Source organism: Periweissella fabaria (assembly GCF_918814575.1).
GTDB classification, from domain to species: Bacteria; Bacillota; Bacilli; order Lactobacillales; family Lactobacillaceae; genus Periweissella; species Periweissella fabaria.
The window spans coordinates 19,330-45,570 of the sequence record NZ_CAKKNS010000009.1 but is presented as its reverse complement, the minus strand read 5'-3'; the positions used below and the strand labels follow the sequence as shown (position 1 = coordinate 45,570).

28 protein-coding genes, 1 other RNA gene and 2 other annotated features are annotated in these 26,241 nt (G+C 38.2%); of the genes, 4 read left to right on the top strand and 25 right to left on the bottom strand.

Translation table 11 applies throughout. The features are described from left to right. Positions 1-86: 86 nt before the first annotated feature. The gene (locus LQZ75_RS08815) at positions 87-1,061 is read right to left on the bottom strand and encodes an AEC family transporter (RefSeq protein ID WP_230097452.1); all 975 of its coding nucleotides are present in this window, start codon (positions 1,059-1,061) and stop codon (positions 87-89) included. A 375-nt stretch (positions 1,062-1,436) separates the two neighbouring features. Between LQZ75_RS08815 and LQZ75_RS08810 the strand changes: the two genes are divergently transcribed. Beyond that, entirely contained in the window at positions 1,437-2,324 is an 888-nt protein-coding gene (locus LQZ75_RS08810; RefSeq protein ID WP_230097451.1) for a LysR family transcriptional regulator, read from the top strand. Positions 2,325-2,379: 55 nt separating this feature from the next. On the opposite strand, the gene tyrS is transcribed toward LQZ75_RS08810, so the two are convergent. The 9 genes from tyrS to LQZ75_RS08765 form a co-directional block, all read right to left on the bottom strand. Continuing rightward, positions 2,380-3,633, bottom strand: a complete 1,254-nt coding sequence (gene tyrS, locus LQZ75_RS08805) for a tyrosine--tRNA ligase (protein WP_230097450.1) — start codon at positions 3,631-3,633, stop codon at positions 2,380-2,382. Between the two features lie 51 nt (positions 3,634-3,684). Beyond that, positions 3,685-3,874 (bottom strand) — a binding site (T-box leader). A 12-nt stretch (positions 3,875-3,886) separates the two neighbouring features. Then, positions 3,887-4,738, bottom strand: coding sequence for a DNA/RNA non-specific endonuclease (locus LQZ75_RS08800; protein ID WP_230097449.1), 852 nt, complete (start codon positions 4,736-4,738; stop codon positions 3,887-3,889). 13 nt (positions 4,739-4,751) lie between these two features. Beyond that, on the bottom strand, positions 4,752-5,012 hold the full coding sequence (locus tag LQZ75_RS08795; protein WP_230097448.1) for a YaaL family protein: 261 nt from the start codon (positions 5,010-5,012) through the stop codon (positions 4,752-4,754). After that, positions 5,009-5,608 (bottom strand): recombination mediator RecR, encoded by a 600-nt coding sequence (gene recR, locus LQZ75_RS08790; protein WP_230097447.1) that lies wholly within the window; start codon positions 5,606-5,608, stop codon positions 5,009-5,011. Before recR ends, LQZ75_RS08795 begins: the two co-directional genes overlap by 4 nt. A 23-nt stretch (positions 5,609-5,631) precedes the next feature. Then, complete coding sequence (locus LQZ75_RS08785; RefSeq protein ID WP_230097446.1) at positions 5,632-5,937, bottom strand: YbaB/EbfC family nucleoid-associated protein; 306 nt, start codon at positions 5,935-5,937, stop codon at positions 5,632-5,634. Positions 5,938-5,963: 26 nt separating this feature from the next. Then, on the bottom strand, positions 5,964-7,847 hold the full coding sequence (dnaX, locus tag LQZ75_RS08780) for a DNA polymerase III subunit gamma/tau (RefSeq protein WP_230097445.1): 1,884 nt from the start codon (positions 7,845-7,847) through the stop codon (positions 5,964-5,966). A 121-nt stretch (positions 7,848-7,968) separates the two neighbouring features. Then, positions 7,969-8,066, bottom strand: an RNA gene (ffs, locus tag LQZ75_RS08775) — signal recognition particle sRNA small type. Between the two features lie 25 nt (positions 8,067-8,091). Then, positions 8,092-8,610, bottom strand: a complete 519-nt coding sequence (gene tadA, locus LQZ75_RS08770) for a tRNA adenosine(34) deaminase TadA (RefSeq protein ID WP_230097444.1) — start codon at positions 8,608-8,610, stop codon at positions 8,092-8,094. Between the two features lie 13 nt (positions 8,611-8,623). Further along, positions 8,624-9,229, bottom strand: coding sequence for a class I SAM-dependent methyltransferase (locus LQZ75_RS08765; protein ID WP_230097443.1), 606 nt, complete (start codon positions 9,227-9,229; stop codon positions 8,624-8,626). A 212-nt stretch (positions 9,230-9,441) separates the two neighbouring features. On the opposite strand from LQZ75_RS08765, the gene nrdH reads away from it, so the two are divergent. From nrdH to nrdF, 3 genes are all read left to right on the top strand, one after another. Continuing rightward, positions 9,442-9,669, top strand: a complete 228-nt coding sequence (gene nrdH / locus LQZ75_RS08760) for a glutaredoxin-like protein NrdH (protein WP_168722620.1) — start codon at positions 9,442-9,444, stop codon at positions 9,667-9,669. A gap of 136 nt (positions 9,670-9,805) precedes the next feature. Continuing rightward, complete coding sequence (nrdE, locus tag LQZ75_RS08755; protein ID WP_230097442.1) at positions 9,806-11,971, top strand: class 1b ribonucleoside-diphosphate reductase subunit alpha; 2,166 nt, start codon at positions 9,806-9,808, stop codon at positions 11,969-11,971. A 160-nt stretch (positions 11,972-12,131) separates the two neighbouring features. Next, positions 12,132-13,085, top strand: coding sequence for a class 1b ribonucleoside-diphosphate reductase subunit beta (gene nrdF, locus LQZ75_RS08750; RefSeq protein ID WP_230097441.1), 954 nt, complete (start codon positions 12,132-12,134; stop codon positions 13,083-13,085). Between the two features lie 262 nt (positions 13,086-13,347). Here the strand turns inward: nrdF and rplL are convergent, their stop codons facing one another. The 15 genes from rplL to radA all read right to left on the bottom strand — a co-directional run bounded on the left by rplL (position 13,348) and on the right by radA (position 26,241). Further along, complete coding sequence (rplL, locus tag LQZ75_RS08745; protein ID WP_168722617.1) at positions 13,348-13,713, bottom strand: 50S ribosomal protein L7/L12; 366 nt, start codon at positions 13,711-13,713, stop codon at positions 13,348-13,350. 40 nt (positions 13,714-13,753) lie between these two features. Continuing rightward, the gene (gene rplJ / locus LQZ75_RS08740) at positions 13,754-14,260 is read right to left on the bottom strand and encodes a 50S ribosomal protein L10 (protein WP_230097440.1); all 507 of its coding nucleotides are present in this window, start codon (positions 14,258-14,260) and stop codon (positions 13,754-13,756) included. Positions 14,261-14,286: 26 nt separating this feature from the next. Continuing rightward, positions 14,287-14,418, bottom strand: a sequence feature (ribosomal protein L10 leader region). Positions 14,419-14,478: 60 nt separating this feature from the next. Continuing rightward, entirely contained in the window at positions 14,479-15,171 is a 693-nt protein-coding gene (gene rplA, locus LQZ75_RS08735; protein WP_230097439.1) for a 50S ribosomal protein L1, read from the bottom strand. Between the two features lie 97 nt (positions 15,172-15,268). After that, positions 15,269-15,694, bottom strand: a complete 426-nt coding sequence (gene rplK, locus LQZ75_RS08730) for a 50S ribosomal protein L11 (RefSeq protein ID WP_230097438.1) — start codon at positions 15,692-15,694, stop codon at positions 15,269-15,271. Positions 15,695-15,825: 131 nt separating this feature from the next. Then, positions 15,826-17,184: an MATE family efflux transporter gene (locus LQZ75_RS08725; RefSeq protein WP_230097437.1), complete on the bottom strand. Its 1,359-nt coding sequence runs from the start codon at positions 17,182-17,184 to the stop codon at positions 15,826-15,828. 128 nt (positions 17,185-17,312) lie between these two features. After that, positions 17,313-17,867 (bottom strand): transcription termination/antitermination protein NusG, encoded by a 555-nt coding sequence (gene nusG / locus LQZ75_RS08720; RefSeq protein WP_230097436.1) that lies wholly within the window; start codon positions 17,865-17,867, stop codon positions 17,313-17,315. Positions 17,868-17,984: 117 nt separating this feature from the next. Next, complete coding sequence (gene secE, locus LQZ75_RS08715; protein ID WP_230097435.1) at positions 17,985-18,155, bottom strand: preprotein translocase subunit SecE; 171 nt, start codon at positions 18,153-18,155, stop codon at positions 17,985-17,987. Between the two features lie 15 nt (positions 18,156-18,170). After that, on the bottom strand, positions 18,171-18,320 hold the full coding sequence (rpmG, locus tag LQZ75_RS08710) for a 50S ribosomal protein L33 (RefSeq protein ID WP_230097434.1): 150 nt from the start codon (positions 18,318-18,320) through the stop codon (positions 18,171-18,173). A gap of 68 nt (positions 18,321-18,388) precedes the next feature. Then, a complete protein-coding gene (locus LQZ75_RS08705; RefSeq protein WP_230097433.1) occupies positions 18,389-18,976 on the bottom strand; it encodes an RNA polymerase sigma factor in 588 nt (195 codons plus the stop codon). Between the two features lie 170 nt (positions 18,977-19,146). Further along, positions 19,147-20,028 carry a 23S rRNA (guanosine(2251)-2'-O)-methyltransferase RlmB gene (gene rlmB / locus LQZ75_RS08700; RefSeq protein WP_230097432.1) on the bottom strand — a complete coding sequence of 294 codons (882 nt, stop codon included), beginning with the start codon at positions 20,026-20,028 and terminating at the stop codon, positions 19,147-19,149. Next, positions 20,018-20,428, bottom strand: coding sequence for a Mini-ribonuclease 3 (locus tag LQZ75_RS08695; protein WP_230097486.1), 411 nt, complete (start codon positions 20,426-20,428; stop codon positions 20,018-20,020). Before LQZ75_RS08695 ends, rlmB begins: the two co-directional genes overlap by 11 nt. A gap of 2 nt (positions 20,429-20,430) precedes the next feature. Beyond that, positions 20,431-21,852, bottom strand: coding sequence for a cysteine--tRNA ligase (cysS, locus tag LQZ75_RS08690; RefSeq protein WP_230097431.1), 1,422 nt, complete (start codon positions 21,850-21,852; stop codon positions 20,431-20,433). Between the two features lie 164 nt (positions 21,853-22,016). Then, positions 22,017-23,513, bottom strand: coding sequence for a glutamate--tRNA ligase (gene gltX / locus LQZ75_RS08685; protein ID WP_230097430.1), 1,497 nt, complete (start codon positions 23,511-23,513; stop codon positions 22,017-22,019). A gap of 115 nt (positions 23,514-23,628) precedes the next feature. Then, positions 23,629-24,744: a PIN/TRAM domain-containing protein gene (locus LQZ75_RS08680; protein WP_230097429.1), complete on the bottom strand. Its 1,116-nt coding sequence runs from the start codon at positions 24,742-24,744 to the stop codon at positions 23,629-23,631. A 90-nt stretch (positions 24,745-24,834) separates the two neighbouring features. Next, positions 24,835-26,241 (bottom strand): DNA repair protein RadA, encoded by a 1,407-nt coding sequence (gene radA / locus LQZ75_RS08675; protein WP_230097428.1) that lies wholly within the window; start codon positions 26,239-26,241, stop codon positions 24,835-24,837.

Below are 26,241 nucleotides of genomic sequence, written 5' to 3'. Positions count from 1 at the left end.
TATCATAATTTTAGGCTTTTTTGGAATCTACCATTATGATGACAACAAAAAAAGAAACCACTAATTAGTGATTTCTCTAAAACAATTTAAATATATTGAATAATTGTCATCAAAATTGGTACAACAATAATGAATAGCACAGTTGAAGTCGTCACAATATTAGTAGCAAACTTAACATCACCATGTGATTCTGCAGCCAAGATTGGTAAGACTGCTAACATTGGTGTGGCAGATTGGACAATTAATGTCTTTTGCAATAGCGGAGCTAAATTAACTCCATGGTGACTTGCAAAGTATACGATGGCAATCATAATAACTGGTGATAAGATAAACCGACCACATAATGCCACAATCGTATCCCGATCAAATTTAATACTTTTCAAACCTGCATCTGCTAACACAATCCCAATGTAAATTAATGAAAGTGGCGTTACTAAACTACCAACGTAGGTCATACTTTGTTGCAAGAAAGTAACTTTCAAAATTGGAATATTCAATAATAAAAATACTAAAGCTACCACAAAACCAACTAATGGCATTGGAATAACTTGTTTCCAATTAATTTTTTGTTTTTCACCAGTGTTAGCAACTTTGGTTGGATCATCGTTGCTAATCAAAAAGACCCCAAAAGCCCAAGTTGAAACGGTATTTACGATGTAGTAAACCAAGAAATAAGTCAAACTATCATTCCCAAACAACGCAATATTCAATGGCAAACCAATAAAAATTGTATTGGCATTAACAATGGCATTAATCATAATCCCACGGCGGCCAGGTTGAACTTTTAAAACTTTAACTAAAATAAATGCAATTACATAACCGATAATTACGGCCAAAAATCCCCAAATCAAGTAACTTGAGAATGATACTAAGGTACCACGCGTCAAGCGTTGTAGTACTGATACAAAAATTGAAGCTGGCAAAGCAATATTTTTGATAAATTTAGAAATATTCTTACCAAAACTATCCGCAAACCAACCTTTAACACGTAACACATAACCAAGTGCCATAATAATTACAACTACGAGCACACTTTGGATGGAACTCCATAATACTGCCATTATCCCCTACCTCAAAATCCTTAAAACTTTCATTTACTGTGTACTTGAACAAATAACTAATTAATCAGACTACCAGGATGCCGCCTTAATTAAATTTTACCGCTGTTTGTATCACCTCTATACGTATTAACTAAAATCAATGGTACAATGTTGTGTACCTTGCTTTATTAAAAGCGCATCGTAACCGTATTCAAACCATCGCTAACTAAATTAAATCCTTTTGTGTAGCACACGCTAATTCTTTAATTACTTTTCTTATACCTCTATGCATTATTATCTAATTTAGCCCTTTATAAAAGGTATAGTCAAATTGAATACGAGCTATAAATGATTTTTATATCAGCTTACAAAAAACAGTCATAGCAAGGAGTAACCATGTATATTCGTGACTTAGAATATTATCAGCAATTAATATTGCAAAAAAACTTTTCCAAAGTAGCCGCTTTTTTTAATGTTAGCCAACCAACAATTAGTGCGGCCATTAAACGTTTAGAAGAAGAACTTGCTACACAATTAGTCGTCCGTGACCATTCTCATAATGATCTCTATATTACCTTAGCCGGTGAACAGCTCAACAAGCACGCTAATCAAATTTTAAATGAATGGGCAGTCACTAAAGATGAAATTAGTCGCCTCAATAATGATCAAATTACATTAGGCTTACCACCAATTATTCGTAATTATTACTTTACGCAAATTGCTAGCCAACTGAACTCGTTAGAACTACTTCATAATATCCAAACGATTGAAAGTGGTTCCAACGATCTTCGTAAAGCACTACTACACGGTAAAATAGATATTGCACTTCTTGGTTCAGATGAGCCGCTCTCATATAAATCATTAATAACTAAAGAATTTGCACGGCACCCATTTAAAATCTTTGTATCGAAAACTCATCCTTTAGCTGCCCAAAAAGCGGTTCATTTTGCTGATTTAAAAGGATTACCCTTTATTTTGTTAAATGAAAGCTTTGTCCATACCCAAGCCATCAGTAAACTAGCTAATCGAAACCATATGCGTTTAAACCCCGTCTTTCGTTCAACCGATGTTAATCTGGTTCTCAACATGGTAGCTGCTAATCTAGGGATTTCATTTCTAGCTAGCATTACCCAAGATCAACGTACTGATGTTGTCGCGCTTGATTTACTTGATGATAACCAACCAGAATTTATCACTAGTATTGCATATCGTACGGCGCATGTCCTAACTCCAGCTCAAAAAAATATTCTGGAATTATTAGATAAGCACTTAGCTCCCAAATAAAAACGTAAAAAGCTACCAGTAAAATTAATACTGGTAGCTTTTTATTTAGTATTTTTTAGTTTTGTACCCGACCTAAGAAGTACTTTTTCTTCCCACGACGAACAATTACAAATTTACCATCATACATGACACTAGGATCAATCATTGCTTCAACATCTGTAATTTGTTGCCCATTAATGCGAATCGCCCCGTTGGTAACATCTTCACGAGCTTGCCGTTTTGACGCATCAACGCCGGCATCAACAATAAAATCAACAATGTTTTTAACTTCATTTGTCAATTCAAATGAAGGCATGTTAGCAAAACCTTGTGCAATTTCAGTTGCTGTCAAGTCTTGAACATCCCCTGAGAATAAAGCTGCTGAAATCCGTTCAGCTTCTTCAACTGCCGCTTGTGAGTGCACAAAACGGGTAACTTCTTGTGCAAGTTTACGTTGAGCTTCCCGTGCACGAGGATTTTCTTGTGTTGCAACTTCAAGTGCATCAATTTCTTCTTTTGACAAGAAAGTAAAGTACTTCAAGTATTTGATAACATCTGCATCTTCCTGGTTAAACCAGAATTGGTAGAATTCGTATGGTGATGTTTTTTCAGCATCTAACCAAACTGCCCCACCAGCGGTCTTACCAAATTTAGTTCCATCTGATTTGAGCATCAATGGAATCGTCAAACCGTAAGCCTTTGCATCGTTACCTTCCATGCGGTGAATCAAGTCAATTCCGGCAGTAATATTACCCCATTGATCCGCCCCACCAACTTGCAATTGGACATCTTCACGCTTAAATAATTCTAAGAAGTCCACTGATTGCAAGATTTGGTAAGTAAATTCAGTAAATGAGATTCCCGTTTCCAAACGTGAAGCAACAACATCCTTAGCAAGCATCGTGTTAACAGAGAATAATTTACCGTAAATTCGTAAGAAATCAAGCAAACTAATCTTACCTAACCAGTCACGGTTATTAACTACGCGGAAGTTTTCAGTTCCAAATAAATGCACCATTTGCGCCGTCAAAGCAGCTTCATTGTGCATAACTTGTTCCATTGTTTGTAATACTCGTTCTGAATTACGACCAGATGGATCACCAATTGAACCTGTTCCACCACCGATAACAATCACTGGTTTGTGCCCGGCTAATTGGAAGCGTTTTAACACCATAAATGGAATTAAGTGTCCAATGTGCATTGAATCAGCAGTCGGATCAATCCCAGCATACATTCCGACTTGCTTTTCATTTAATAGACTTTGTAAACCGTCTTCATCAGTTAGTTGGTTAATGGCACCGCGCCATTTTAAATCAGCAAAAATTTCCATTTAAATTCTCCTTTTTTCCATAAAAAAAGTCCTCAAGCGCATTACTATGCACTTAAGGACGAATAAATTCCGTGGTACCACCTTAATTTACTACAATTGTAGCCTTAGGCGTCGATAACGAGACGAACCGCTTATGCTCCATAGATGTAACTTCGTTTAACAAACTTTGGTTAGTTCCCAGCAAACACTAACTTTCTGCATCAATTTTTGTTAACTACTTTGTCTATATCATTGCTTAGCCTATTTTAACATGTTAATTAGTACTTGAGTACCCATTTTGATAGTTAATATTTATGCCCGCTTGAACATTAAAAATGTACAAGTTAAACCGAATTGTTTGACTTTCAATTGATTCAGCTTGCATTTGCACTCCTCGTGGTACTAATTCTTGACCACGATAGTAAGGCGTTATCTGATATCGAACATAATCATTAGGGTGACTTCGCAGATAACTAGCGACCATATTTTCATAATATGACATGCCTGGATCATTCAATGAACGGGTTCCAGTTACTAAGTTTTGTAGGTTGTTATTTTGACCTGTAAATTGGTAACCAATCAAATGTGAGCGATTATATAACCACTCTTCATGACCATTAATCATGACTTTACGGTTCTTAAACCCCGTCGGATTAACCGTCAAGCGTTGGCGCTTAGCATGCGGCATTAAACTTTTATTCAATAACGCACTTGCTCCAGTAGCACGCCCTAAATTATCTAGCGGTTGGTATGTTGCCCACGCGCCACGATTAGTCGCTAATTGACTAGCATTAAAATCTGGTTGGCCATTATTAACCTGGATGATTTGTTGTCCACTAAAATTTAATTGTGCTAGATCCACATTAGGTTGTGCTGCTGATTGTTGATTTTTATTAGCATCTGAATTAGCTGCCTGTTTAGCTGAATCTGTTGCTGAACTTGAAGTTACCGCATGATTATTGTGTGCTGAGGAATGTTTGCTAACTTGACTAGTTACGGTACTTTGGTCTTGTTTATTTTTTCCAGCATCACCATTAGTAAACCAAGCGGCCGCTAATGCAACTAAAATAATTAAGCCAATAATCGATGCAAAGCCCGATTGTGGTGTTTGCTTCTTTTTAGACATCCTATGCTCCTAATTAATCAATCGTAAATACACTACGTTGAATACGCCCTGTAATTTGGCGACGACGAGCTTCACGATAGTAGTAAAAAAATTTTTGTTTAGTTAACGCTGTTTGAGCTTGAATTAACCGCCCGTCATAATTACTTTCCGTCATTGCCCGCTCAGATGATTTTGCCAAATCCCAATCAATTTTCGCTTCATCAACTTGATCCATTAACATTTCATCATATGCCAAATGCGTCAATGCTTTTTTACGCTTACTCAGCCGACTCATAATTCCGTTCTCCCCTCAACAGCTTTAATTAAAGTCATTTCATCAGCATAATCAATATCGCTCCCCACTGCTAATCCATGGGCTAAACGGGTTACTTTAATACCGGCTGGCTTGAGCATCCGGGCTAAATACATTGCAGTAGCTTCCCCTTCAGCATTGGCATTTGTCGCAACAATTACTTCTGTAATACTTTCATTTTCTTGTAGCCGCTTAATTAAGCTCGCAATGTTAATATCATCTGGGCCCTTACCATCCATTGGTGACAATACACCATGTAGAACATGATACAATCCATGATACTCACGGGTATTCTCCATTGACATAACATCTTTGGATTGTTCAACAACCAAAATAGTCGTTTGGTCACGACTTGGATCTTGGCAAATAATACATGGATCAGTTTCCGTTATATTGCCACAAACACTACAAAATTGTAAATCACGTTTGGCTGCAATTAGCGCTTGGGCAAATCCTGTCACATCTTCTTCATCCATACCTAGGGTATAAAATGCTAGGCGAGTGGCTGATTTTTGTCCAATTCCTGGTAATTTCATATAACTTTCAATCAATTGGGCAATTGGTTCTGGATATTGCATCAGACTCTCCTTTTAACAATTATTTAGAATCCTAAACCACGCGTGTATTTACCCATTGTTTGCGCTGTTTGGTCATCGATTTTAGCCATTGCATCATTGACTGCAACTACTAACATATCTTGTAATGTATCAACATCATCAGGATCTACAATAGTTGGTGCAATCACTACATCTTTTAATTTACGATCACCAGTAAAAGTAACCTTAACTAAGTCACTTGGAGCAACTCCAACAAATTCAGTTGCTTCTAACTCCGCTTGTTCACTTTGCATTTGCTTTTGCATCTTTTGCATTTGCTTCATCATACCTTGCATGTTTCCACCCATCATATTATCATTCCTCATTCTTTCGTTAATTAATTATTTTCGACGGTTACAATATCACCAAATAAATCTTTGGCTTGCGCAATCAACTCCGGCTCAATAACAACTGGCTCGGCTGGCGCTGTTTCTATCATTGGACTAGTTGGAACATCTACTGGTGGTTGTGTTTCTACCGCAATTGCTGCCAATTCTGGTACATCCATATCAGTAAACGCTACTTTTTCTTTATATTGGCTAACATAGCTATTACGTAACTGTATCCACTGGTCATCCGTAATCAAAGCTACGGTTGGCGTGTCACCGGTTAAGCGATTCAAAGATTGCAAAATATTATTTTGCAATGCCATATCTTGCTGCGCTAAGCGATGGATGTATGGTTGACTAAATGACAAGACAACCCCATCGGGACTTGCAGCAACTGGTTTGGCCTGGTTTAATTTTGCCATTTCAACAACGCTTAACATATTGAGTAAATCTGGATAGTTATCTTCAACTTGCCGTAGGGCCCCCTTGGTTGCAGCATGTAAGATGTTAAAGACCGTTTGACCATCAAAAGCCATCTTACCCGGAATTGCTTGCTTAGCAACTGGGGCCGCTGGACCACTAACCCGAATATTACGTACTCCTTCAGATGGCATTGGTGGTGTTGGTTGACTAACTACTGGTGGCACCTCATTAATTGGTGCTTGTGTTATCGCAGCTGGGCGAGTAACTGGGGGCGTTATTGACGCTGCATTACTAGGCGCTATATTATGCGTTACTTGTTGTGTAATTGCTTTTGTAACGTCCTGCTTAGGTGTACTTGCTGTTACTGGCGTTACTACTTCACTAGGCTGTCCTTGCGGATTTAAACTCGCCAACTTAACCGTCAATACTTCCAAATAAACATCTGGATGTGTTGTAAATCGTAATTGTTGTTGGACGTCATTCAAAACATTAATGACAGCATATGCATAATCTGGGGTTACTTGTTTACTCAATGTAGTAAAAACTTCATCTGGAGTTACTGTTATCATATCAGGAGCTTGGTTAGCTAGTAATAAATCCCGAATATAACTAATTAAATCTTCAATAAAGCGATGTGCATCTTTACCTTCTTCTAAAATTGATTCTAAGACTTGTAAACTAGTTGGCACATCTTGAGCTAAGACCGCCGTTACATATTCATTTAATAAACTTTGCTTAACGGCACCTGTTACTAGTAATGCATTAGCTAATGTAACTTCATCATCACCAAATGATAACGTTTGATCAAGAATACTTAAAGCATCACGCATCCCACCTTCTGCGGCATTGGCAATTACTTTTAAAGCGGCCGCTTCATATTGATAACCTTTTTGTTCTAAAATATATTCCATTCGCGCAATACTGGCACTAGCCCCAATACGCCGAAAATCAAAGCGTTGGGTCCGTGAAATAATCGTTAAGGGAATTTTGTGGGGTTCAGTTGTGGCCAAAATAAAGACCACTTGCGCTGGTGGTTCTTCTAAAGTTTTCAATAAAGCGTTAAAGGCTCCAGTTGATAACATATGGACTTCATCAATAATGTAAACTTTGAAAGGTGCTTGCGTTGGCGCATATTTAACTTTATCGCGAATATCCCGAATTTCTTCAACCCCATTATTAGAAGCCGCATCAATTTCAATGACATCATTTAACGAGCCGCTATTAATCGCCTGACAATTTATACATTCATTACATGGTTCACCATCTTGTAAATTCAAGCAATTCAACGCTTTGGCAAAAATTTTTGCTGCTGACGTTTTACCTGTTCCGCGTGGCCCAGTAAACAAATATGCATGGCTTGTTTGTCCCGTAATAATCGCATTTTTCAGCGTTTTAGTGATGATTTCTTGTCCAACCATGTCACTAAATTTTTGGGGTCGCCAAACCCGATATAGTGCTTGATAAGCCATTTGTTTACCTCCCATTGGTTGCATAATTACTCTATCAATATTACCACATAACCAAGATCTATCGCTGCTTTATCAATACAAATTTCGATAAAAAAAACGAAGTCATTTCTGACCTCGTTTCATAAACTATGTATGTAAAGCACAAATTGCAGCATTCTTAGGGCTGCTTCCTTCCAGACCTGACCCGGTTCGAAGTACAACCTTGCCTTACAGAACATAATTATACACGTTTTAACAACCAACATCAAGCATCTTTTGTTTGTTGTGCCTTAGCTGCTTGCTTACGAGCTTTTTGCTTGGCCCGAATCGCTTTAAAAAACTGTTGTAAAACTTCACCAGATTCTTTAGCTAATATTCGTTCATGAACCTCAACTTGATGGTTGAACCGTTCATCCGTTAATAAGTTGTATAAACTCCCTACCGCACCTGCTTTTGGATCACGTGCCCCAAAATATAGTTGCGGAATCCGCGAGTTTATAATTGCCCCCGCACACATTGGACATGGCTCAAGAGTTACAAACATCTGACAATCTTCCAATCGCCATGATTTTAACCGTCGATTAGCTTCTTGAATGGCCATCATTTCAGCATGTATCGTTGCATCCTGAACGTGTTCGCGTAAGTTAAAACCGCGGCCTATAATTTCTCCATCATGGACAATCACCGCACCAATTGGCACTTCACCAATTGCACGTGCTTTATACGCCTCTTTTAATGCTGCTTGCATATATTTTTGTTGTTCTTCAATCGTTAATTCACGCATTCCTTCATACCTATTAGGCTTTAACGGCTTCTAGAATGTAGTAGCCTTTATCTTTCCGAATAATTTCACAATTACCAAAAACTTCTTCCATTAGTTTCTTGGCTGATGGGGCTCCTTGTTTCTTTTGTAACACAACCGTTAAAGTACCAGCTGCTACTAAATGTTGTGCTGCGTCACTAATCATTGCTTGCACAATTTCCTTTCCTGCACGAACAGGTGGATTAGTCAAAATGGCCGCATATTTATCAGTTACATCTTCATAAACATTTGAATGAAAGACCTTAACTTGATCAGCAACATGATTATTCGTTGCATTACGTTGTGCCAAGCTTAAAGCTAAATTATTAACATCAACCATGTCAATGCTTCGTTTTGGATAGGCTAATGCTAGTGAAATTCCAACTGGTCCATAACCGGTCCCTAAATCAAGGATTTTTCCAACCGGAGCGTGGTCTTCACGAAATGCTTCTAACATAACACGGGTGCCATAATCAACCGTTTGTTTTGAAAAAACGCCATTATCCGTGGTAAACTTAATCTCGTTATTTAATAAATTGAATGACCACGTTTTTTCATCGTGGACAATATCTGGATTCTCTGTATAGTAGTGATTATTCATGGGCGATGCCCCCTTCATTTTGCTTCTCTATAATAATAACTGTTAGCCAAAAAATTTTACACCCTTTTATAAAATTTTTCTCTTTGCTACTGTAAGGCAAATAATCGTTTTATTTCCCCAGTGTATACTACATATAGTTTTTAACCATTGCACCAGACACTACATGTTGTTATACTAATCGATGAAATAAAAAAGAGATAGGGGTAAATAACATGAATAAATTAACAGTCTTTACTAAAGATAACTGCATCCAATGCAAGATGACAAAGCGCTTTTTAGAAGCCCGCGGCATCGCCTTTGAAGAAAAAAACGTCAGCACAAATCCCGAATACGTCGACTATTTAAAAGCACAAGGATTCCAATCAGTACCAGTTGTTGAAGGTGCCAATATTGATTCAATTGCTGGGTTCCGTCCAGATGCTTTACAACAATTAGCATAAATATCAATTAAAAACACGCGTGCTAAAGACAACATCTTGTGTCAAAAACAACAGGGTGTTGTTTTTTATTGCTAAAGCACCATTAGTTAAATCAACCATAGTTAGTATCATTTTAAAATTTAAGGGGAGCCTACACATGAGTTTAAAAGACTTAAAAGATGTTTCATATTTTGACCTAAACAATCAAATTAACATTCCAAAAAATAATCGTATTCAATTAGAAAAAGATCATGAAGCGCTCACAGCTTTCTTTGCCGAAAATGTTGAACCAAACACTATGAAGTTTGCAAGCCTTCGAGATCGTTTTGATTATTTACTTGAAAACGATTTTCTTGAACCTGGCTTCGTTGCTAAATATGACTTTAGCTTCATTGAAAAATTATATGCCTACCTTTTAGATCAAGATTTTCAATTTAAGTCATTCATGGCTGCTTACAAATTTTACGCTCAATATGCATTAAAAACGAACGATAATACAACTTATCTCGAAAGTTATACTGATCGAGTAGCCATCAACGCCCTCTTTTACGGGGATGGAAATGAAGCATTAGCAATGCACTTAGCTGATGAAATGATCCATCAACGTTACCAACCAGCAACTCCTTCATTTTTAAATGCAGGTAAATCACGTCGTGGTGAATTGGTATCATGTTTTGTGATTCAATCTACTGATGATATGAACTCAATTGGTCGGGTTATTAACTCTGCTCTCCAACTTTCACGGATTGGTGGTGGGGTCGGAATGAACCTTTCAAACCTACGTGAAGCTGGTGCCCCTATTAAGGGTATCGCTAATGCCGCTTCCGGGGTTGTACCTGTTATGAAATTATTGGAAGATTCATTCTCTTATTCTAACCAACTTGGCCAACGTCAAGGTGCTGGTGTGGTTTACTTAAACGTCTTCCACCCAGATATCATGAACTTCCTTGCAACTAAAAAAGAAAATGCCGATGAAAAGATTCGTGTTAAAACTCTTTCACTTGGTTTGACAATCCCCGATAAGTTTTATGAATTAGCTAAAGCTAACGAACCAATGTACACCTTCTCACCATATGATGTTGAACGGGTATACGGTACACCATTTAACTACGTTGATATTACAGCTGAATACGATAACTTAGTTGCTAACCCTGAAATTACTAAACACAAGATCAATGCCCGTGACCTTGAAACCGAAATTTCTAAATTACAACAAGAATCAGGTTACCCATACATCATCAACATTGATATGGCTAACCGTGAAAATGCCGTCGCTGGTAAAATCGTTTCATCTAATTTATGTTCTGAAATTTTACAAATTCAAGAACCATCAACAATTAACGATAAACAATTGTATGATCACCTTGGTACCGATGTTTCATGTAACCTAGGTTCAATCAACATCGCTAACATGATGGAAACAACTAACTTTGGTCAATCAGTTGATACGATGATGCGCGCCCTTTCATTTGTTTCTGATATGTCAAAACTTGATATTGTCCCTTCAATCCGTAAAGGTAATGATGAAGCGCACGCCGTTGGTCTTGGTGCCATGGGACTTCATGGTTACTTAGCTAAGAGCCACATTATGTATGGCGATGAAGAATCAATGGACTTCACCAATGTCTTCTTTATGATGGTTAACTACTACACATTAGTATCATCAAACAAGATTGCTCGTGAACGTCAAGAAACCTTTAAAGATTTCGAATTATCAAAATATGCTGATGGTTCATACTTCGAAAAATACATCAACGGTGATTGGCAACCTAAATCTGCTAAAGTTGCGGCCCTCTTTGAAGGTCATCACATTCCAACATCTGCTGACTGGCGCCAATTAGCAGCAGATGTTAAGCAATATGGTTTGTACAACCGTAACCGGATGGCGATTGCCCCAACTGGCTCAATCTCATACATCAACGATGCAACTTCATCATTGCACCCAATTGTAAATCGGATTGAAGAACGTCAAGAAAAGAAAATTGGTAAGATTTACTACCCAGCCCCTTACTTGGCCGATGATACGATTCCTTATTACGTGTCTGCATACGATACTGACATGCGTAAAGTTATTGATATTTACGCAACCGCTCAACAACATATTGACCAAGGGATGGCCTTAACGCTCTTTATGCGAGCAACGTTGCCTGAAGGGCTCTATGAATGGAAAAATGGTCATACTGATAAGATGACGACCCGGGACTTAAACATTTTACGTAACTACGCTTACAAGCGCGGTTGTAAATCAGTTTATTATGTTCGTACATTTACTGATGATGATACTGAAGCAGGTGTTAACGAATGTGTCAGCTGCTCAATCTAATTGCATAGTGGCCTGATGAAGATATGAATTGCGATAAATTCGTAATTCATATCTTTTTTTATAACTACTACCCTATTACACTAATTTTCAAGTCAATTGACATTGGCTGCATCACAGGCTAAAATTTAGTGAATCAATTAACAATGGAGAAGAATATCTAATGGCAAAAAAATACAGTGCAATCAATTGGAACAATATTGAAGATGCAATCGACAAGGCAACTTGGGAAAAATTAACCGAACAATTTTGGTTAGACACCCGGATTCCATTATCAAACGACCTTGATGATTGGCGTCAAATGAACCAACAAGAAAAAGATTTAGTTGGTTTCGTTTTCGGTGGTTTAACATTACTTGATACGGTCCAATCACAAGATGGAATGTCAGCAATCAAAGCAGATATTCGTACACAACATGAAGAAGCTGTGTTAAATAATATTGAATTCATGGAATCAGTCCATGCAAAATCATATTCTTCAATCTTTGAAACGTTGAATGCTCCTAAAGAAATTGAAGCAATTTTTGAATGGACCAACACTAATGAATTCTTGCAATACAAAGCGCAACGCATTAATGAAATTTACCAAACTGGTACTCCATTACAAAAAAAGATTGCCTCTGTATTCTTAGAAACATTCCTATTCTATTCAGGTTTCTACACACCACTCTACTACTTAGGTCACAATAAATTGATTAACGTAGCAGAAATCATTAAATTAATTCTCCGTGATGAATCTGTTCATGGAACCTACATTGGTTACAAGTTCCAAATCGCATTTAACGAATTAAATGCAGATGAACAATCAGAAATTAAAGCCTGGATGTATGACTTATTGTACGAATTATACGAAAACGAAGAAAAATACACCCATGAATTATATGATGGTGTTGGTTGGTCTGATTCCGTACTAACATTCTTACGTTATAATGCCAACAAAGCATTAATGAACTTAGGACAAGACCCATTGTTCCCAGATACTGCTGATGATGTTAATCCAGTTGTTATGAATGGTATCTCAACATCAACATCCAATCATGATTTCTTCTCACAAGTTGGTAACGGTTACCGTCTTGGGCAAGTTGAAGTTATGGCTGATAGCGACTACGATATCTAATATCAACAACGTACTCACAGCTACAAAATTACCCCTCTTAATTAAAATAAAACACCCTAAAAGTAGACTACGCACGGTCAGCTTTTGGGGTGTTTTTTATTTAGTAATTTTACTGATATGGCGTTTTTATCGAGTACCCCATGATATTATAGTGGGCCTTACACAATACACCTTAAATCAGCTAATACTGTCGCTTAAATGGTACAAAAAAAGAGCTAGCAAGGAAATCCTTACTAACTCTTTTAAGCATTGTAATTTAGAATTACTTAGCAGCTGCAGATGCACCAGCTTCTTCAAGCTTAGCAACTAATTCAGCAGCATCGGCTTCTGACAAGCCTTCCTTAACGATTGATGGAGCACCATCAACCAAGTCCTTAGCTTCTTTCAAGCCAAGACCAGTTGCTTCACGAACTGCCTTGATAACCTTGATCTTAGCTGAACCAGCTGAAGTCAATTCAACATCAAATTCAGTCTTAGCAGCAGCATCGGCACCAGCAGCACCAGCAGCAGCTACAGGAGCAGCAGCAGAAACACCAAATTCTTCTTCGATTGCTGAAACAAGGTCAGCAAGTTCCAAGATAGTAGCGTTTTTAAGTTCTTCGATAATAACGTCTTTGTTTAAAGCCATTGTAAAATCCTCCAAAATTTTTGTTTTTAATTTAAATTAATTAAGCAGCAGGTTCTTCGTCTTTTGCATCTGAAACTGCCTTAACAGCGTATGCAAAGTTACGAACAGGTGCTTGCAATGTTGAAAGCAACATTGACAACAAGCCTTCACGACTTGGCAATGCAGCAAACTTGTTGATTTCTTCAACAGATGCGATGTTACCTTCGATAACACCACCCTTGATTTCAAGGGCTTCAACTGAATCGGCGAACTTCTTCAAGATACGCGCTGGGGCGATAACATCTTCCTTAGAAAAGGCAACAGCTGATGGTCCAACAAAGAGGTCGTTTAAACCTGCAAGGTCGGCTGATTCGGCTGCACGTGTCAAGATCTTGTTCTTGATAACCTTCAATTCAATGTTTTCTTCACGAAGTTGCTTACGTAATTCAGTTGATTGTTCAACAGTTAAACCACGAACGTCAACGATAACAGCAGAAACTGATTCGTTAAACTTAGCGGCAACTGCTTCAACTTCAACCGCTTTAGCGGCGATGGTTGCTTCACTCATGTTTTTTACCTCCTTATTTATTTTGATTTCTCAAAAGAAAATCCCTCGTCTAAACCGAAGTTTAACCGAGGGAAATAAAGTCGTTGTAAACTTCCTCGGCAGGATTTAACTATTAAGGCATACGCCTCCTGAGTCTTAGGTAGAAATCGTATTTAATTAACTACAATATGATACCAATAATTCTGCCAAAGGTCAATCAATTTATTTAAATAAATTGATTACAATGAGTCAACAGCAACGTTAACTGAAGGACCAAAAGTAGAAGTGATTGATACGTGCTTCACGTAAGTTCCCTTAACAGCTGCTGGACGAGCACGTACAACAGTTTCAGCAATAGTCTTCAAGTTTCCTACAAGGGCAGCATCATCAAATGATACCTTACCAACAGGAACAGAAACGTTACCGTCACGGTCAGTACGGTAAGTAACCTTACCAGCTTTTGATTCTTGAACGGCCTTAGTAACGTCCATAGTAACCGTACCAGTCTTAGGGTTTGGCATCAAACCCTTAGGACCAAGTGCACGACCAATACGACCAACTTGGGCCATCATGTCTGGCGTAGCAATCGCTACGTCAAAGTCCAACCAACCATCTTGGATACGTTGGATCAAGTCCATGTCACCAACAACATCAGCACCGGCAGCTTCGGCTTCCTTAGCTTTGTCACCCTTGGCGAACACAACTACAGTTTGATCTTTACCAGTACCGTTAGGTAAAACTACGGCACCACGTAATTGTTGATCAGCTTGACGAGTATCAACGTTCAAGTTGAAAGCAATTTCAACTGTTGCGTCGAAACCAGCAAAATCGATTTCTTTAACTAAAGCAACTGCGTCTGTTAAAGTGTAGTCCTTAGTTTGGTCTACCTTTTCAAGAGCAGCAACATATTTCTTACCATGTTTCTTAGCCATTTTTAGCTATTCCTCCTTGCAAATGCGGTCAAACGGCGTCGCCACCTCCCGCTTGATCTTGCGTATTTTCATACGCGATCCGACTGTTCGTTATAGATTAATCTTCAACAACGAATCCCATTGAACGTGCAGTACCTTCAACCATGCGCATTGCTGCTTCAACAGAAGCGGCGTTTAGGTCTTGCATCTTAGTTTCAGCGATTTCTTGGACTTGCGCCTTAGTAACCGTTGCAACCTTCTTAGTGTTAGGTTCTCCTGAACCCTTTTCAACACCGGCAGCCTTCTTAAGAAGAACTGCAGCTGGTGGAGTCTTAGTGATGAAGTCGAATGAACGATCTTCGTACACTGAGATAACTACAGGGATGATCATACCTGCTTGATCAGCAGTACGAGCATTAAATTCTTTTGCGAACCCCATAATATTGATACCAGCTTGACCAAGGGCAGGACCCACTGGTGGAGCTGGAGTTGCCTTAGCGGCAGGAATTTGTAACTTAACAACTGTTACGACTTTTTTAGCCACGATACATTACCTCCGTTTCGTGTTGTGGTATGAATGGAGATAAGATTTCTCCTCCCACATATACTATGACAAGCATACTATGGTATGATACCACCAGTTTTTGTCTATTTCAAGTCTAAAATTTGAAATATCTAAATTTCTTTACTCATTTGCTTCATCAAGTTTAACTTCTTTAATTCATTGATGAATTTCATAAATGGCCATAACATAATTAAGACCGAAGCAGTCCAAGCAAGCGGATTAGCAAGCATCGCTCCAAAATAACCCCAGTTAGGCGCTAATACTAAACCAGCAAATACCCGTGCAATCAATTCACCAATCCCAGCTAAGGTTGGCACTAGACTATTACCAGCCCCTTGTAACACATTACGAACCACAAATAAAATTGACAAGATGATATAAGTTGTTCCCACAACTTGGAAATAACTTCGTGCCATCGCAAAAATTTCCTGATTACCTTCTGGATCAATAAACCAAGCAATCATTGGATCTGCAAAAATTATTTCAATAGCCCCAAAAATAACTGCCGAAACGATTCCGGCAATCATAATATATTTGGTTCCATCTAAAATTCGTTTAAATGCCTTAGCACCATAATTTTGCGCAGTATATGTTGCCATTGTCGTTCCTAATGAAATAAAGATTAACACTGCAAATTGATCAATCTTTGAAGCCGCAGTTGTTGCTGTGACAGCTTGAGGCCCTAAAATATTAAGCGACATTTGTAAGATAACCGAACCAATCGCAATAATTGATGTTTGAAAGGCCACTGGGTAAGCAATCCGGGCATGTTCAATAAAATCAAATTTAGTAAGTTTAAAATCGGCCTTCGTTAAGGCTAATTCTGGTAAGTTACGGGGAATCCACAAAATCAATAATAGCGCTGAAGCTAATTGGGCAATCCCTGTTGCATATCCGGCACCAGCAACTCCCATATGGAACCCTAAAATAAACCAAAGTTCCAAAATAACATTCAATACTTGACCCACAATTAAAAATACTAACGGTACAACTGAATTACCAACTGCCCGGTAAACGTTAGCCAATAAGTTATATGCCATTTGAGTAAAAATACCTGCAAAAATTACAAAAATAAACGCATATGTGTCATCATACAAAACTTTTGGTGTTTGCATAGCATGTAAAATTTGTGGTAAAAATGCCAACGCCAAAATTGTAACGATAATTGATGTTACAAACGTAATTAAAATACTCATTGCAAAACTACGCTTAACCCCATCAATATCTTTGGCACCAAATTTTTGAGCCGTTATAATTGCTAACCCAACGGTCAACCCATTTGCAAAACCTAAAACTAAAAACTGTAAACTACTGGTTGAACCAACTGCTCCTAAAGCATTTTCACCCAGTGTTCGACCAACAACTAATGTGTCCGAAAAACTATACATTTGTTGAAAAAAATTCCCAATTAATAAAGGAATTGTAAAAAGCATAATTTTTTTCAATGGTGATCCCGTTGTTAAATCCATCTATTTCTCCTATATATAATCCATATCATTAAAACGTAAAAAACAATATAAAAAAATCGGTAAATTCAAAGAATCTACCGACTTTTCATTGGTTATTGCAACTAGTTTAATTACCAGGGTATTAGTAATTAAACTTCTTCAAGTTTATCTACGTCATCGTAAGAAAGTTCAGTTGGTGTTTCACGACCAAACAATTCTACATTAACACTTAATTGTTGCTTTTCTTCATCCAATGCAGTTACGATTCCTTGCATGCCTGCAAATGGACCAGCAACAATGTTAATTGTTTCACCGAGTTCAAGCTCAAGCTTTTCTTCACGGCGGGCTGAAATACCCATACGACTCATCAAGTTTTCAACTTCATCTGGTAACAATGGGGTTGGTTTTGAACCACCACCGTGCGAACCAACGAAACCGGTTACTCCAGGTGTATTACGAACAACGAACCATGCTTCATCACTCATAACCATTTCAACTAAAACATATCCTGGGAAATCATTTTCGATAATTGTCTTTTCTTCACCATCTTTAACAGTGGTCACTTCATTTTCAGGAACAACCACCCGATAGATATAATCGGTCATATTCATCGTTTCTGTACGTGATTCAAGGTTGTTTTTAACCTTGTTTTCATATCCTGAATACGTGTGTAATACGTACCATTGTTTTTCAATTGACTCCATTGTTTTCTCCTCGTAGTCATTCGTATAAAATCTTCAACAAAAAAAACTTCGTTGCAAACGAAGTTTTCTGTAACTGTACTAATTATAGCAAATCATGTTTCCATGAGCCAATGAAATTTACTTAGATAAGAATGCTAAACCAGTTTGAACTAACCAGTCGATACCACCTAAGAAAAGGGCAAAGAAAATCGCAGTTCCAATAACAGTAACTGAATCACGACGGTTTTCTTTTGCAGTTGGCCATGTAACGATCTTCATTTCGTGGATAACACTTTTCAAAAATTTCATTTTTATCTCCAATAATTAGCGAGTTTCGCGGTGTAACGTGTGTTCACCACAGAACTTACAAAACTTTTTAACTTCTAAACGTTCTGTACGGTTAGGGTTTGCACCAATGGTGTAGTTACGTGAACCACAAGCACTACATGCAAGCGCGATTTTCTTTTGTGCCATAGTATGAAACCTCCAAATTTACACATTAATGACGACAATGTATAAACAATTCTTTACATAGGTTATCACTATTCTAGTAATTCTTCAAGTTTTTTTCTCAAACGTGCTCGTGAACGAGTAAAGGTACGTTTTTTCGCAAGTGCTTCAGTTGGAGCCAGGTTTTGCTTATCAACACTTGGTTCCAACCCGATTAGTTCATGTAAAACTTGGCGTTCTTTTTTGGTAATCGGGCCATTAATGAAACTTTCAACCGTCTCACGAACAATCAATAAATCTTGGGCATTATTATAGCTAATAATGCTATCATCCACCAGCCCCTGTAGTTGTGCTATGCCATCCCACGAATCTTCCGTATATCGTTTAGCTCGCTGACGACGCCATTCATCAATACACCGAAAATTAATTGCACAGCGCAAGTAACTCCCAAAGGAACGTTCAAATTGACGTGGTTTAAATGACATAACACTACGATACGTAATTAACGTCATTTCTTGTAGCCAATCATCTTTTTCAATTTTTAAGTTATGAAATTTTGTCCATTGGGCAAAGTATAAGGGGCGAAATTGCGTACAAATCTTTTCAAACGCACTTTCATCACCAAGTTGTGCACGTTCCACAAGGGTTGTTAAGTCAACATCTACATATTCATCCATCATTATGTACCTCCTCTAATTGAGTACCATAAAGATAGTAGAAATACCGACATCCGCATATCGAACGTTTGTACGGTTACGTTATTTTATAAACTTAACAATCCCTTATCACTTGCTATAAGTGGCTTTCCCTCGATTTATTTTTGTTACTAAATTTAAAAATATAATTTTTATTATAATTTGTGGCGTGAATTAAAGCCTTGATAGATCAATAATGATGCTGCTACAGAAGCGTTTAATGATTGAACGTGGCCAATCATTGGAATCGTGAGCATTTCATCAACATTTTGTTTCAATAAAGGTGCCACTCCGCGCCCTTCGTTACCGATGATTAAAGCTACTGGACCAGTTGCATCCCAGCGACGGTAATCAGTTCCATTCATATCGGTTCCAAAAATCCACAAACCACGCTCTTTTAATTCTTTAACGGTATTTACTAAATTAGTAACACGTACAACGGGAACGTGTTCAATCGCTCCCGTTGACGTCTTAGCAACTGTCGCAGTTAATTGGACTGCTCGGCGCTTTGGAATAATAATTCCATGAGCACCCGCTGCATCAGCTGTCCGCATAATTGAACCCAAATTATGTGGATCTTCAATCGAATCAAGAATTAAGAAGAATGGCGCTTCATCTTTTGCAGCTGCTTTAGCGAATAAATCATCTAATTCTGCATATTCAAAAGCCGCAATTGAAAGGACTACCCCTTGGTGATTTTGACCATCACTAAGTTCATCCAACTTACTCTTTGGCGCATTTTGAACAACTAAGCCACGTTCTTTAGCTAAAGCAAGAACTTCACTAATGGCATCACTATGAATTCCATCTTGAAGCCAAACTTTGTTAATTGTTTGTTCGGTTGATTTTAAAGCTTCCACGGCTGGGTGGCGACCAATCACAAAATCACCTAATGGCGCTACTGTTTGCTTATCAATTTGTTTATCATTATTACGCTCTGGTCGCTTATTGTTACGGGGACGATCATTATCCCGATCACGTTGTGGGGCGCGACGTTTAGCCACTCGGCCACCACGGTATTCATTATTATATGGCATTTGCTTTTGTCCTTCCTGATTCAACTTGTTCAATACACCAAGCTGCTAATTGTTCAATGCGTTTCGTTTGTTCACTTAAGTATAAGTAACCAAATAAAGCTTCTACACCCGTTGAAATTCGGTAACTCACAATATCCGTATTTTTGGCACCGGTATGTGACTTTGCATTACGGCCGCGTAAAAAGTATTGTTTTTCTTCATCTGTTAAAATTGCATCAGCTTCCATCAATCGATATAACGCCGCATGTGCTTTTGCGGAAACATATCGAGTTGCGGTATGGTGCAAATGAGTTGGTTTAACCATCCCTTTTGCTAATAAGTGTTGCCGAATATAGATTTCATAAACGGCATCGCCCATATAGGCTAATGCAATTCCATTCATTTGTTGGTAATTTGCCATATTCATTCTTTCTTCCATCGTGTTCCTTGCGCAGTATCTTCTAGTATAATTCCTTGGGCTTTTAATGCGGCTCGAATTGCATCAGCTTGCGCATAATCTTTGGCCTTTTTAGCTGCATCCCGGGCTGCAACCTGTTCATCAATCCAACTAGTATCATCATCATTAGCTACTGGCTGAACATCAACACCAATCACCATCACCTCAGCAGCAAATTCATCTAACGCTAGTTGACCTGTTAGCGCACTAACTGCTGCTTGATTGGCATAAACATTGAGTGCGGTTGCAAAATCATTTATCACCGTCATCGCATTGGCAACATTAAAATCATCATCCATTGCTTGCATAAAGTTTACTTTAAAGGCATTAACTTGCGCCGTAAAGTCTACGTCAGGTGTTTGAACTGCATCAGCTTGTTGCACCCGAAAAGCTAAATTAGCATATGCTGTTTGTAATCGTTTAACAATTTGTATCGCTTCTGTAATTGCTACTTTAGTATATGCTAGTGGGCGCCGATAATGCGTTGTTGCCATCATTAATCTCAATGCTTGGGCATCAACATCTTGTAGTAAATCATGTACCGTTACAAAGTTTCCGAGTGATTTCGACATTTTTTCGTTGTCATCACCTACCGTAACAAACCCATTATGTAACCAGTAATTAGCAAAAGTGGTTCCCGTATGCGCTTCTGATTGCGCAATTTCATTTGTATGGTGTGGAAATGCTAAATCTTGACCACCACCATGAATATCAATAGTTGTCCCTAAATATTTAAGTGCCATAACAGAACATTCAATATGCCATCCTGGTCGACCAGGTCCCCAAGGTGAAGCCCATGTGATGGCTTCGTCTGGATTAGCGCCTTTCCAAACGGCAAAATCAACGGGATCTTCTTTTCGTGCTAATTCACCATCATCAAGCCGTTCTGAGGCTCCAATTTCCAAATCATCAATATTTTGATGGGCCAGATGACCGTAATCAGGAAATTTGCGCGCACGGAAATAGACATCGCCTTGGGCCTCATACGCATATCCTTTAGCGATCAAATCGACTACAAAGGCAATAATTTCGTCAATATGTTCTGTGGCAAGCGGTCGCACCGTTGCTGGCTTAATATTAAGAGGCTTTGTATCATCATTAAAGGCTTGTTCAAATTTAGTTGTTAAAGCTTGTTCAGAAATGCCAGCTTCGTGAGCGGCTTTAATAATTTTATCGTCAACATCAGTAAAATTAGAGACATAATTAACTTGATATCCCGAATATTCAAAATAGCGCCGAATAGTATCAAATGCAATTGCTGAACGAGCATTTCCAATATGAATGTAGTTATACACTGTCGGTCCACACACGTACATATTAACAACTCCAGGTTGAATTGCGGTAAATAATTCCTTTGTACGGGTCATCGTATTAAAAACATGAATCATAGTGTCTTACTCCTCATTCATTATCCTTGCGTAATTTAATAAGTTATATCATAGCACATAATCGTAACTAACGCTCTGGTCATAAAAGGTAAATGAACGTAAAAAGACGGAAGAATTATTAATCCCTCCGTCTTTTTTAACGAGCATATTAGAAACTCAGTGGTTTACTTTAATTTTTCAATCAAAGCAGTTACGTTAGCCATAACTTTTTCTTTACCAAGTAATTCAAGCACTTCTGGTAATGCTGGACCATGTGTTTCGTGTGAAGCAGCAATCCGAATTGGCATAAAGAGCTTACGACCCTTAATACCAGTTTCTTTTTGGACCGCTTTAATTGCTGGTGCAATCGAAGCTGCTACGAAAAATTCAAGATTATCAACTTGAGCCTTAAAGCTTTCAAGGACCTTGATTACATCTTCAGTATCCGCAATTTCTTCTTTAGCTGCATCATCAAGTTCTGCTGGCATATCGAAGAAGACATCTTTAGAAAATTCATTGATTTGGTTAGTAAATGACATTTGATCTTTGTAAAGTTCAGTCATTTTGAATAACCAAGTCAATTTTTGAGGTGTTAATTCAGATTGTTCAACTAAACCACCCGCAACTAATTGATGTAAAATTGATGGGAAAATGTCATTTGTTGGCACTTTCTTCAACCATTGGTTGTTAACCCATTCAAGTTTTTTAGCATCAAACTTAGCTGGACTCTTAGATAAACGTTTTTCGTCAAACATCTTAACAAATTCGTTCAATGTAAAGATTTCTTCTTCACCAACTGGTGACCAACCAAGCAACACAATAAAGTTTAACAAGGCTTCTGGTAAGTAGCCAAGTTCACGGTATTGTTCAATAAATTGAAGAATTGATTCATCACGTTTTGATAACTTACGACCAGTTTCAGTATTAATGATTAAAGTCATGTGGCCAAATGCTGGTGCATCCCAACCGAAGGCTTCATAAATCATCAATTGTTTAGGTGTGTTTGAAATGTGATCATCCCCACGAAGAACGTGTGAAATTTCCATCATGTGGTCATCAACAACAACCGCAAAGTTGTAAGTTGGCATCCCATCACGTTTTTGGATAACCCAGTCACCACCGACTTGTTCAGCTCCAATTTCAATATCACCTTTAACAATATCGTTCCACTTGTAAACATTACCAACTGGTACTTTGAAACGAATAACAGGTTTTAAACCAGCCGCTTTTGCTTCCGCAATTGTAGCTTCACGTTCAGCATCAGACATGCCTGCAAATTCATATTCGTAACGTGGTGTTTCACCATTTTCAATTTGACGTTCACGTTCGGCTGCCAATTCATCTTCAGTTTTGTATGATTCATAAGCTAAACCACGATCTAACAAGTCTTGAATTAATGGCTTGTAGATTTCCATCCGTTCTGATTGATGGTATGGACCGTATTCACCAGGCTTATCTGGACCTTCATCCCAATCCATACCAAGCCATTTTAAGTTTTCTAATTGACTACGTTCACCATCAGCAATATTACGTTTAGTATCAGTATCTTCAATACGGATAATGAACTTACCTTTATTGTGACGTGCGTAGAGATAGTTGAATAATGCCGTACGAGCGTTACCAATGTGTAAGTGCCCTGTTGGACTTGGTGCATAACGCACCCGAAGCTTCTTATTTGCCAAAGTGTTAGCCTCTTTCATTTTCATTTTTTTATGCACTTGTGATAATACACCAAAAATGCCTATTTTTAAAGTATCTCAACTGTTTTTCTTGTGAAATTCACAAGAAAACTAAGATTTATTCGATTGGTTTTGTTGCATGAGTTGGCTTTGCAAAAATCATCCGGCCAGCGTCTGTTTGCAAGGCTGATGTAACGGTCACATCTAATTTCTTATTCATGTAGTATTGGCCATCTTCAACCACGACCATAGTACCATCATCCAAGTAAGCGACCCCTTGTTGCCGTTCGGTCCCTTTTTTGACTACCATTACATGCATCGTTTCACCTGGTAATACCCGTGGGCGTAGAGCACCCACTAATTCATTAATATTAAAAATGGTGATATTTTGGAATGACGTAACTTTATTCAAATTAAAATCATTAGTAACTAGTACAGCATCTAAATCTTTGGCCAATTGAACTAATTTTTCGTCAACTTCTTTGATATCCTCATAGTCCCCTTCATACATCTCAATGGGAATAATTTGTTCTTCACGTAATTTATTAAGAATATCCAAACCACGGCGACCACGAACCCGTTTAACTGAATCAGCTGAATCAGCAATGTATTGAATTTCATATAAAACAAAGTTTGGGACTAATAAAGTTCCTTCAATAAAGCCCGATTTTACTAAATCATAAATTCGACCATCGATTAAGATATTAGTATCCAAGATTTTGTAATGGTGATAGTTAGGCTCTAATTGTTTATCCCCAATCACTTCACCTTCTTGTAACGGTTCAATTTTACCGCGAACCCGATTAAAGCTAGGAATCAAATTCTTCCACTCATCTGTCCGGGTAGTTCCTAAACGAAAACCAAGGTACCCCAACAAAAGCATCAACAAGATTGGAATAACAGTGTTAATCAAAAATATCTTCGAATTAACGAACAAACTTGAAATTAAAACGGCAATCAATAACCCTAAGATAGTTGTAATACTACCAATAAGTAGCGTTAAGGGGTTCTTTGTTGATAAGTAACGCTCCACGTCACTAAGTTTCCGATCAATATAATCAACCAAATAAAATGAAACAAATAATAGCAATAACGCGCCGATTATAAAGTCCGTGATATTATTGTCAATCCATTGGTAACTAAAATGAATTAACTGCCAAAAGCTTGGTAAGACAAGTAAACCGATTGCCCCTCCTACCAAGACTAAGGCTGCTTGTATAATTTTCTTTCGCATAAAAATATCCTTTCTTTGTACTATATAATCTATCTTACTATTAATTTTAAATTCAGCAATAAAGTTAAGCAAAAATCGTCAAATTTAATCTTATTGTTCGCTATTAATTCGGTATTTGCTGGATTTACCATTAAATGCTTTTTGTAAAGCTTCACTAATTGTTGCCACGCCAATTACTTCGATGTCACCTGTTGGCTGCCAACCTTGTAAGTTGTTTTTAGGCACAAACACGCGCTTAAAACCAAGTTTTTCTGCTTCAGCAACCCGTTCTTCAACCCGGTTAACCCGGCGAATTTCACCAGTCAAACCAATTTCGCCAATAAAGGCATCTCCTAATTGGGTTTCTTTGTCTTGGTATGAAGAGGCTACGGCTACGGCTACGGCTAAATCAATTGCTGGTTCATCTAATTTTACACCACCGGCCGCTTTTAAGAACGCATCTTGATTTTGTAACAACATATTGGCCCGTTTTTCAAGCACCGCCATAATTAAAGACACCCGATTCCGATCTAAGCCACTCGCAGTCCGTTGGGCATTCCCAAAAACTGATGGTGTAATCAACGCTTGCATTTCTACTAGAATTGGGCGGGTCCCTTCCATTGAAACAACAATCGCAGATCCCGTGGCTCCTTCAATCCGTTCTTCTAAGAAAATTTGTGATGGGTTTGCAACTTCCGTCAAGCCTTGCGTTTGCATCTCAAAAATTCCCAGCTCATTTGTTGAACCAAACCGGTTTTTAACGGCTCGTAAAATTCGATAAGCATGATGTAAATCACCTTCAAAGTAAAGCACTGTATCTACCATGTGTTCTAACATCTTTGGTCCAGCAATTGAACCTTCTTTAGTAACGTGGCCCACAATAAAGACCGTGATACCGTTGGTCTTAGCAATTTGTAATAATTCAGCCGTTACTTCACGAACTTGTGATACTGAACCAATTGCGGATTGGACATCAGGTTCTTGCATCGTTTGAATCGAATCAATAATCAAAAAATTGGGCTTTAACTCATCTACTTGCTTACGAATTAAACTCATATCTGTTTCTGGGTACAAGTAGAAATCATTTGCACCGACACCGAGACGTTCCGCACGCATTTTAATTTGCACGGCACTTTCTTCCCCAGATACATATAATACAACTCCACCGGTTTGTGCCAACTGACCAGACATTTGTAATAGTAACGTTGATTTCCCAATTCCTGGGTCACCACCGATTAGCACCATTGAACCAGGGACAACACCACCACCAAGAACCCGGTTTAATTCTGACAATTGAACTTTAACACGTGGTGTATCTTGCGTTGAGACATCACCAATTTTGGCAACTTTTGCAACTTCACCATCTAAGCTAACCCGGCTCTTACGATCAGGGGTATCTGGTTGAATTCGTTCCTCAACGAGCGTGCCCCATTCACCACAATTAGGACAACGCCCTAAGTATTTTGGTGATATATAGCCACAATTAGAACATAAAAATTGAGTTTTAATTTTTGCCAC